General features: G+C 43.2%; 8 protein-coding genes. 2 read left to right on the forward strand and 6 right to left on the reverse strand.

From position 1 onward, the window contains the following. From WBA23_RS15465 to WBA23_RS15490, 6 genes are all read right to left on the reverse strand, one after another. A partial coding sequence (locus WBA23_RS15465) for a WD40/YVTN/BNR-like repeat-containing protein (RefSeq protein WP_424583186.1) occupies positions 1–1,638 on the reverse strand: 1,638 nt, incomplete at its 3' end. A gap of 526 nt (positions 1,639–2,164) precedes the next feature. Then, positions 2,165–2,659 (reverse strand): DUF3368 domain-containing protein, encoded by a 495-nt coding sequence (locus WBA23_RS15470; RefSeq protein WP_424583187.1) that lies wholly within the window; start codon positions 2,657–2,659, stop codon positions 2,165–2,167. Between the two features lies 1 nt (position 2,660). Further along, positions 2,661–2,921: a UPF0175 family protein gene (locus tag WBA23_RS15475; RefSeq protein WP_424583188.1), complete on the reverse strand. Its 261-nt coding sequence runs from the start codon at positions 2,919–2,921 to the stop codon at positions 2,661–2,663. Positions 2,922–3,184: 263 nt separating this feature from the next. Next, positions 3,185–4,687 carry a hypothetical protein gene (locus WBA23_RS15480; RefSeq protein ID WP_424583189.1) on the reverse strand — a complete coding sequence of 501 codons (1,503 nt, stop codon included), beginning with the start codon at positions 4,685–4,687 and terminating at the stop codon, positions 3,185–3,187. A gap of 33 nt (positions 4,688–4,720) precedes the next feature. Further along, entirely contained in the window at positions 4,721–6,169 is a 1,449-nt protein-coding gene (locus tag WBA23_RS15485) for an aldo/keto reductase (protein ID WP_424583190.1), read from the reverse strand. Between the two features lie 2 nt (positions 6,170–6,171). After that, positions 6,172–7,686 carry an APC family permease gene (locus WBA23_RS15490; protein ID WP_424583191.1) on the reverse strand — a complete coding sequence of 505 codons (1,515 nt, stop codon included), beginning with the start codon at positions 7,684–7,686 and terminating at the stop codon, positions 6,172–6,174. Between the two features lie 171 nt (positions 7,687–7,857). On the opposite strand from WBA23_RS15490, the gene uxaC reads away from it, so the two are divergent. After that, the gene (gene uxaC / locus WBA23_RS15495) at positions 7,858–9,279 is read left to right on the forward strand and encodes a glucuronate isomerase (RefSeq protein ID WP_424583192.1); all 1,422 of its coding nucleotides are present in this window, start codon (positions 7,858–7,860) and stop codon (positions 9,277–9,279) included. 33 nt (positions 9,280–9,312) lie between these two features. Next, positions 9,313–10,285, forward strand: a 973-nt coding sequence (locus WBA23_RS15500) for a PfkB family carbohydrate kinase (protein ID WP_424583193.1), incomplete at its 3' end; no start/stop codon positions are given.

Consider the following 10,285-nt stretch of genomic DNA (forward strand, 5'->3'; position numbering starts at 1 on the left):
TCCGCCGTAGTCTTGCTGTTGCTGCTCAGGATTATTAGTGGTTAAGTCGGGAGAAATGATCTCCCAGGTAGTCCCTCTATCGGTGGTTTTGTGCACGAACTGGCTACCGTAGTAGGCCACATCTTGATTATGAAGATCACGAGCAAAACCGGCGTTCCAGTTGAAGCGCAGTCGAGTATTCAGATCGGGTGCATGCGGCTTAATACTTTGGTAGTAGCCAGTCAGCTTATCGTAGCGGTACAGGTCGCCATTTTGGGAGGTGCCGAAGCCGAAGCGAGCGTTAGCCGAATCAGGCGATATGTAGAAGCCATCACCTCCCACCAAATACTGCCAGTACAATGTGCGGATGCCACCTCGCTTCCAGACGTAGCCGGGTCCCGACCAGTTGCCGTTGTCCTGCATCCCACCGTACACATTGTAGGGCATCTCGTTATCGACCGCAATATGATAAAACTGCGCCACCGGAATGGTTTCGGGAAAGTACCAGCTTTTGCCATGATCGTGGGTGATACCCAATCCACCGTCTCCGCCAATAATGAAAAACTCGGGATCATTAGGATCTACCCAGAAAGCATGGAAATCAGCGTGAATACCTAAAGTCTCATCCGCTGGAATCATTGGAATTGGATCAAAGCTTTCGCCTCCGTCGTAGCTCACGCTTAATGGCTGGTAGATATTGTACAGTCGGTTTTCATCGGCAGGGTCAACCGCTAACTCCTGAAAGTAAAACGGTCGGTTGTTGGTAAACTTCGGATCATCGTTAATCATCACCCAAGTGAACCCACCATCATCGCTACGATATAGCGCATTCTTCTCAGCTTCCACTTTGGCGTAAACTCGGTCGGGGTTGCTCGGGGAAATAGCGATTCCGATTCGCCCCAGTTCTCCGGCGGGCAAGCCATTTTTCTCTCCTAACTGTTTCCAGTTCTCACCTCTGTCCATCGTCACAAACAGTCCCGAACCCGGTCCGCCCGAAGTAAAGCTGTAGGGGGTACGGCGGTGCTCGTACATAGCGGCAAATATCTTCTGAGGGTTACTCGGGTCCATTACCATATCCCCCACTCCCGATTGATCGTTCGTAAACAGAATCTTATTCCAGGATTGTCCGCCGTCAATAGTTTTATACACACCCCGATGCTCATTCGGACTAAACGGATCACCCATTGCTCCCACGTAGACAATATTGCCATCAGTAGGATCAACCAGGATACGGTGAATAGTTTTGGTTTCCTCCAGCCCTACCGGTTCCCAGCTTTTTCCGGCATCGCGACTGCGGAAAAGCCCTTGTCCGAGGTTCATGGAGTTACGGGGGTTTCCCTCGCCTGTACCCACCCATACCACGTCGGGGTTATCCGGTTGAATAGCCACTGCACCTACATTTTGGGTGGGGGCATCATCAAAAACACTCGTCCAGGCCGTACCGCCGTTTTCCGATTTCCACACTCCGCCCGAAGCTGCTCCCACGTAGATTGTTTTGGTATTATCTCGTATTACATCAATAGACGTAATACGCCCGCTCATATTGGCTGGTCCAACATTGCGGATTACTAGGTTTTGGAAATTTTCAGGCTGATAGGTTTGAGCAAAGCTACTGCTCGCCCAAAAGGCGGTTAAGAAGAGAAGTATAAATCGTGACATCTATGTGTAGTTAGTAATGATCTGACAAGATATTTAACCTTTTTGTTCTTCACCTGGATTATCGCCTAAAAACTTGTCTTCATTCCACCGCAGTGGATTAGTTTGTATATAATTCGCTATATTATACGCACTGATTGAAATTCTGGAAGAAAACTTCGAAATTATTGATGTGAATAATTCATTATTTCGCCAGTTCTCCTTTGTTTTGGAGCCTAACCCAGGAAAAAATATATTTTCCCTTCGCCTATTCGTGAACTACCAGCAGTACGGGTAGCACCGCGTTCGACTGTTTCGGGTGAACGAAGAGTACTCCAACCTCTAAGAATCACTCGAACAGGATTCCCGTAATCTGAACTAGCTGTTTTCTAATGTTCGCAACGGGCTAGGCATTTTAACCGGCTTTGCCTACGATGAAGTTTATTTTGAGGTGAGGGAGCGTAGATTATTTCTAGTCTTTGAAAGCATTTTTGGGCAGTTAAATAACGGTTTCCTAATTTAAATCTTCCTCTATTTTTTAAGACTAAATTTATAGCACTAAGATCGGTTCCCCTTGTTGTTTGAGAATAGCATTTAATAGATTTAGTGAGTAATACCTTCTGTGATTTAAAAATGTCTCAAATAATGGTTTCAACTCCGTGATAAGTCCATTTTCCTTAGCTATTGATAGTAGCCCAATTGTACCAATACATTTTACGTTAAAGTTTTCAGCTATCCTCCTAGCTTTTAGATCATCGATAAGTAGAAAATCTGCGTTAAGCTCCTTATACAGAATTACCGATTCGGACTCACCATAATCCATAACGAAAGTTAGATCATTGAAACCGGTGATTTTCTTAACTTTTCTTTGAAAGAAATCAACTATATTTTGATAATAAGAGGTATTGGTATCTCGGGTAAGTTCCTCCCAAACGGCTTTCGCAATGTACACCTCACTAAATAGTTGAGCGAGAATATGAAGTTTGTCGATGAGAGCCAAGGAGAAGATAGGGCTGGTGTCCGAAATAATCACTTCTCGGTTCATACTAACGCAGCTTTTCTACATCGGATAGTACATCCTCAAGACCCAGATTAGAGATTGGTATATCATTCTCAGCTAATAAGTTTTCAAAAGCCAGTCGGCTTAGGTCGGCTATTTGAGCGGCTTTGCCTAGCGTAACTTTTTTCTTACTGTACAATTGAATAGCCAATGCCTGTTTTATTTGCTGCTTTAACTCCATCTCATTTTCATTCAAGGTAAGTAAAATATCTGCGGGGAGTTCTATATGAATTTTTTGTACACTCATAGCCTTAGTTTTATACGAAAGATACAGTTTTTTCAAACCTTTTTAAATTTGATCTTTTGTTAAGCCAACGAAGTCTGATATTTCTTCTATCGACCGCCATATTGCTTCAGTGCTTTTGAAATTTCAGTATCTCTTTTGGCTAAAATTTTTTCGGTCATAGTTTAAAATGATTTATGAATCCACTAGCGATAAAGTATATTTTGAAGTGAAAAAACCATAAGATTACAGTCTAATAATTTACGACTCATCGTATTTAAATGGATCTACTCATCCGAGCAACTAGCACTGACTTCTATGGAATCATTAAGAGGTGTTGGATGATCTGGAAGGTTCTCTGTCAAGCAAACCGAGGGTAAAATATATAGCTCATAGGCAGATCCTCTCACTAAGTTATGATTATATTTTTCTAGTGGTGCCAATTTCTTGGTACACGTTACCCACAGCGGATTTGCTGCTGGCCCTCTAAGGTGAAAAAGTCTAATAATAATCGGTTCACTATGGATATTGACGATTTTTACATTATGAACTTCTTCAGGTCTAACGCTCAAGTCTTGAGAACTAAATGCCTCTACGGTTACATATTTACTTGCTTTTTTATCATAATGCTTAACTTCACAACTTATGGGCTCTACTATTCCACTACTATAAACTATTCCATCATTTCCTTGCTGCTCTACGCGGTAATTCAATAATTCTGATTTAGGTGGATTAGTATCAGTGTATTGATCATTTAAGGTACCAGCAATTTGCTGATCATTTCTGAATACCAGCGTGATAGGCTTTTTATCAGGTACACTACTCTGCCAATGTAAACTGATCTCGTCTTTTCTCCCTACACTCTCCGTAGCTTCTATAACTATTGCAGGCTTACCATCAATTGTATATTCTATATTGCCTTTTGGATAAATATAAAATTCTGCTGAAGGAATAGTTGAAGATAACTCTTCAATACTAATTCTAGTGTCGGCGACAATTTCAGAAATACTTCCTCCTTCAAAAATAAGAGGGCCAGGAGCAATATAAGTGGCATAATTGCATTTATATGCAAATGAATATCCTGTTTGATCTATGATATTAACTTCAAAAAATGGGGCAGTATATTCTGGATCATCAGAAGAGTAAATTGGTAAACCTTCAATAGGTTGAGTTTCAAACTTGAAGTAGTGCAAATCTCTATCTTGATCGTAAATATATTGGGGTGATAGAGAAACTTGTTGAGATACGTCTCCTACGTGATAAATAACATTAACTTTTACTGTATCCTGCCTTAGCTGAGTGGCAGAAGCAGCTATTCCTCTTACTATTTTTCCGTTGGTAAGTGAGTCATCTTCTATTTCTGCTAATACAGTAGGAGGTTTCAGATTGATAACAACCATCACTGAATCCGAAAAGCCTTCGTCTTCAAAACCCACTTGAATATAATAATTTCTACTCTGTTCGAATTTGAAATCTTTCAAAAATTTGTAGTTATCAAAATTTATTCTCCACCCTAGATCAGATAATGATTCATCTGGTTCAATAGCAGGAAAACGATAGCCCTGAAATGAGATAATAATATTTTCTCCTTCTCTAGCAGCATCATTATTTGGTAAGAGAACAATCGAGTCTGGGCGAACCGATTGATAAGCAGGCCTGAATAAAGGAGGGGATTTATCAGACCAGTAGGGCAAACTTGCTATTCCAAGTCCTAACGTGACCAAAATACCTAATAGCCATTTTATATGAGTAGACTTCACCTTACCTACAAACACTCTAAAATTTGCCATTTCTTTTAAATTGACGACAAAATACTGATTCTTCTACAAATCAGAACTAACCCAAGCTTCCGCCTCTATTTCCACCAGATACCCCTCTCCTACCACACGGGCGTCGACCAGCGTATTAGCCGGTTGAATGTTGCCGAAGCGTTCGCCGTGGGCGCGGGCTACGGCTTCCCAGTTGTTAATGTCATTGACGAAGATGCGGGTGCGTACCACATCTTCCAGTGAGCCGCCTAGCGACTCGATGGCTCCCTGAATTTTATCAATTACAAAGTGAGTTTGGGCAGCAGCATCACTTCCGCCAATCTGCTTAGTGCCATGGGTAGCGGTAGTGCCTGATACCGATATACGATCGCCGTTGCGGACGGCTCTACAGTAACCGGCCATATCTTCCCAGCTAGTGCCGCTAAATACTTTCTGCTGTCCGCGGTACGTAACTGGCTCGTAGGGTTGCGGCATAGCATCCAGATGATGGCTCAGGTCACCGGAAGCGGTTAGGAACGGGGGTTTGCGGTATTCATCACCACAGCCGCCAGGAATTGGATTTAGTTTCTGTTGAGCTTGCTGTAGTTTCTGGTGGTCTTCATTGTCTAATGGAGTCTTAAATATTTTCAGATTTTCCTGAATGTGTTCGCTTTGGCCGAGTCGAGCTCCCAAAATTACCCCACCTACGGCGGGCTGATCTAAAATGAAGCGACTTGCTACCGTGGCCATCGGCACCTGATGTTTTTTAGCTACCTGCTGTAACGCTTGTAGTAGCGTTTGAAACTTCTCCCAGCCTCCGGCGGCATCAATAAAGCGTTTGTACTTCATCTGCGACCAGGTATGCTCTTCGTCCACATTAGGTTCAGGCTTACCTAACCACTTCTCGGTCAAAAATCCCCCAGCCAACGTTCCAAAGGCAAGTATCTTCACTCCGTACTGCTGGCAAACTTCCGCCATGGCTCCGTGGGCCCGCTGGTCAATTAGCGAATAACAAATTTGATTAGAGACTATTTCAATACCACTGGCGACGGCCACCCGCAGATGAGCTGCATCAAAATTAGTTACTCCTAGCTGACGAATGAGTCCTTCTTTTTTCAACTCTTGTAACCAAAACAAACTGTCCAGCCATACCGGGTCGGCGTAGTTCCAGGCGTGAAATTGCAATAAATCCAGCGACTCAGATTGCATCCGGTCAAGCGATAACTGCACTGCTTCTCGCACTTCACTTCTCGTCACTGGACCCGGTTTAGGCACCCATTTGGTAAGCAGTTGCAGCGGATCATCCGGATGTTGCTTCTGAAAGGTTCCGGTTATAATCTCGGCAGAACCGTAGTGATCCGCCATATCAAAAGTGGTAAAGCCAGCCGCTACGTAAGGTTTAATTGCCTGAGCAGTTTTTTCAGGGTCTAGCTTTTTTCCATCCCGTTCCATATCGGCAATCTGCCACAGTCCAGTGAGTACTTGAGAAATTTTTAAATTAGGAGCTAGTTCGCAGTAAGTCACAATTATTCGGGTGGTAAATTTAAAAATTGTTGATGAAGGTCTACATTATTTCTCTTAAGGTTAGACCAACGAATAAAAAAGAACACTGAGGCTAACAGCATGACAATCAGCCAGATATACGTTGAATGATAATACCAAGCTTCAACCGCACTTAGTAGATCTTTTCGGATATGAATAATTAAAAAACCAATGAGTACAATTGTTCCACTCCAGCCTAGAGCTAGCTGTACTTTCCGATTCTTGGCAATTCTGATATCGTTTGCAATTGCCGGGTTTACCGAAGTAATTGTAATTAAGGTTAAGCACATCAGCAGGAAATTAACCATCATGGATGTAACCATTATGTCAATACCTAAAAAGAAATCTCCGGCAAAGTGGCTGCCCAAGATGCCTACCGTAGCCATACCTCCGCTTAGCAGCAACGCTACATGTGGGGTGCGCCAAACCGGATGTACTACTGTAATTCTTTTCGGAAAAATGCCATCTTCCGCCCAGGCAAACATTAATCGAGAAACCGATAACAGCATGGCGGGCAGGTCGTTGATCAGCGCGATAGCCGCCCCAGCTACAATCGCTACTGCTAGTCCTGCGGGTAGAACGTAGCGTAGTAGTCCGGGAGCACTAATGTCTTGCTGCATAGCCTCCTGAGCAACAAACTGCCAAGGAACAATGCGGTACACCGATAGGGTGAATACAAAGTAAAAACATCCTACCACGGTTATAGCCAGCGCAATGGCTAAAGGTAAGTTACGATTAGGGTTCTTAGCCTCACCTCCAGCCTGAGCGATTGAATCAAACCCAATAAAGCTGGAAAAGAGCAAGGCTGCCGCCGCTAGAAAAGTTGACCATTGAAATGTAGCTTCTTTCTGACTAGGCACTGCTTTTCCAACTTCCTGTAGTCCCGCCGAAAAATCGGTTGGACTAAACCAGAAACCCGATACAATAACAATTGCCCCTAGCCCAAACATCAAGAACATCAGCGGAATTAGCGTTCGCTCGTAGGACTTAGCCCCTCGAATGTTGACCAATACAAAAGTCCAGAGTAATAATACAGCCAAACTTATCCGCACCCAACCAACTTCTAAAGAAGCGGCTAGTTCTGACCAACCTACTCCCAGCGCAATATCTCTAAAAAAAGGAACGACTACGTAAGCGATTACCCCAATCACAATTGACAACCCGAACCACTGCGAGAAGCTGGCAACAAAGCCTAAATACGGATGCAATCCCCGACTAGCGTACAGATAACTTCCGCCCGCCCGAGGCATCGCCGATGCTAACAAACTGTAGGCAAACGCAGCTAAAACCGCCGGAACTGCCGCTAACAGAAACGCCGGAAGCACATAAGGCCCAATGCCCGGCACATTACGCTGAATCATAAACGGCACTACGTTAATGGATGCCCCCAACATGGAGCATATACCGGTAGCAGTCAAACCGAGCAAACCCAATTGGCGAACAAGACCGGTAGAAGATGAAACAGTAGTTGTGTCAGCCATTACACGGCGAAGATGCAAATTTTATGGTTATTATTCAGGATGATAAAAATAATTGGTACTCAAGACATTTAAATTCGTGGTTAGAGCCGGGTTACTTAACTAATACATCAGTTCTGCCTATTTTTCTAAGTTAAGATACTGTCTTAAAATTGTCTATTGCCAAATAACAGAACAATGCTATTTTTGCATATGCAACCGATTTCAAAGATGAAGCCATTCCTGAACGAAAATTTTTTACTACAATCCGCTACCGCCGAAAAGCTATACCATGATTATGCTAGAGACTTACCAATTGTAGATTATCACTGCCATCTTTCCCCTAAAGAAATTGCTCAAAATCAGTCTTTTAAAAATTTAACTCAGATTTGGTTATACGGCGATCATTATAAGTGGCGAGCTATGCGCGCTAATGGCATTGACGAACAATTTTGTACTGGCGATGCCAGTGATTACGATAAATTTATGGCATACGCTCAAACGGTGCCCTATACGCTCCGTAATCCATTATACCACTGGACCCACTTAGAATTACAACGGTATTTTTCAATCAAAGAGTTACTAAATACAGAATCGGCCCCGGCTATCTGGGAACAAGCGAATAAGCTACTAGCTTCACCCGGAATGAGTAGCCAGAGCTTGCTCCAAAAGATGAAGGTGGAAGTAGTATGTACTACCGATGATCCTCTTGACTCTTTAGAATTTCATCAAAAGCTTAAGGAGTCTGAATTTGACGTTCTGATGCTACCTACTTTTCGGGCTGATAAAGCTATGGCGGTAGATAATCCGGAATCATATAATAGTTACTTAGCTCAGTTGGAGCAGGCTGCTGATATTTCTATTTCTAGTTATCAGAATCTTTTAGAAGCACTTCAGATTCGGCACGACTTCTTTGCTTCTATGGGCTGTCGCTTGTCAGATCATGGACTAGAGCATGTATACGCTGATGAATACACTAATCAAGAGATAAAGCAATTCTTCCTAAAAATACGGCAGGGTAAGCAACTTACTCAAGTAGAAATAAGTAAGTTAAAATCAGCAATTCTGTATGAACTAGCGCTGATGGATCATCAAAAAGGATGGACTCAACAGTTTCACTTAGGTGCGCTTCGTAATAATAATAGTCGGGCATTAAAGAATCTTGGACCGGATACCGGATTTGACTCTATCGGTGACTTTTCGCAAGCCCAAAAGCTATCTCGCTTCTTCAATCGACTAGATAGCACTAATCAACTGACTAAAACGATTATTTATAATTTGAATCCGAGCGACAACTACCTGATTGGAACAATGATCGGCAATTTTAACGATGGTTCTGTACCCGGAAAAATTCAGTTCGGATCGGGATGGTGGTTCTTAGATCAGAAAGAGGGCATGGAATGGCAGATGAACGCACTGTCTAATTTAGGCCTGCTTAGTCGTTTTGTAGGCATGCTTACTGACTCTCGCAGCCTGCTATCTTACCCTCGCCATGAGTATTTTCGCAGAATACTCTGTAATCTTTTTGGTACTGATATGGAGAATGGCGAACTTCCCCACGATCTGGAATTAGTTGGCAAAACTATACAGAATATCTGTTACTATAACGCTAAAGACTTTTTCAAATTCAATTAAATCAAGCAATAACTACCTAACGAACCTAATACTATGAGCAACAAAGTTGTCACCTTTGGCGAAATTATGCTTCGTCTCGCAACTCCAAATTTTCAACGATTCATACAAGCTGATCAATTTGATGCTATCTACGGCGGTGGTGAGGCCAACGTCGCTGCTTCTCTAGCCAACTACGGAATTGATGCTCAATTCGTCACTCGTTTGCCCGACAACGATATTGGAAAATGTGCTTTAGCTACCCTCCGCAAGCACAATATTGGCACCGACCATATTATTTACGGAGGCGAACGGCTGGGAATCTATTTTCTTGAGTACGGAGCGGTGAGCCGAGGTAGTAAAGTGGTGTACGACCGAGCCCACTCGGCCCTTTCCGAAATTGAAAAGGGTATGATTGATTGGGATAAAGCATTGGAAGGGGTCACTTGGTTTCACTGGACGGGAATTACACCCGCTATTTCTCAGGGTGCGGCCGATGCCTGTTTGGAGGGCGCAAAAGCAGCCAGTGCCAAAGGAATTACCGTTTCTTGTGACCTTAACTACCGAAAGAATCTCTGGAAATACGGAAAACAACCATCCGACGTTATGCCTGATTTGGTAGCGGAGTGTGATGTAATTTTAGGTAATGAAGAAGATGCAGAAAAGGTTTTTGGTATTCACCCGGAAGGAGTAGATGTTACTCAAGGACACGTAGAAGCCGAAGCTTATGAATCTGTTTGCACGCAACTGATGGAAAGATTTCCCAAGGCCAGTAAGGCGATTATAACGTTGCGAGGTTCTTTAAGTGCAAGCCACAATAGCTGGTCGGGAGTATTATACGATGGCAGTACACTCTACCAAGCACCTACCTATCAGATTACCCATATTATCGATCGAGTCGGTGGTGGCGATTCATTTATGGGCGGATTAATTTACGGTTTAATCACCTACGGCGATGATTTGCAAAGTGCGCTCAATTTTGCTGTAGCTGCATCTTGTCTGAAGCACACAATTCACGGTGATTTTAATA

It is taken from the genome of Tunicatimonas sp. (genome assembly GCF_049647865.1).
In the GTDB taxonomy this organism is placed as follows: domain Bacteria; phylum Bacteroidota; class Bacteroidia; order Cytophagales; family Cyclobacteriaceae; genus Tunicatimonas.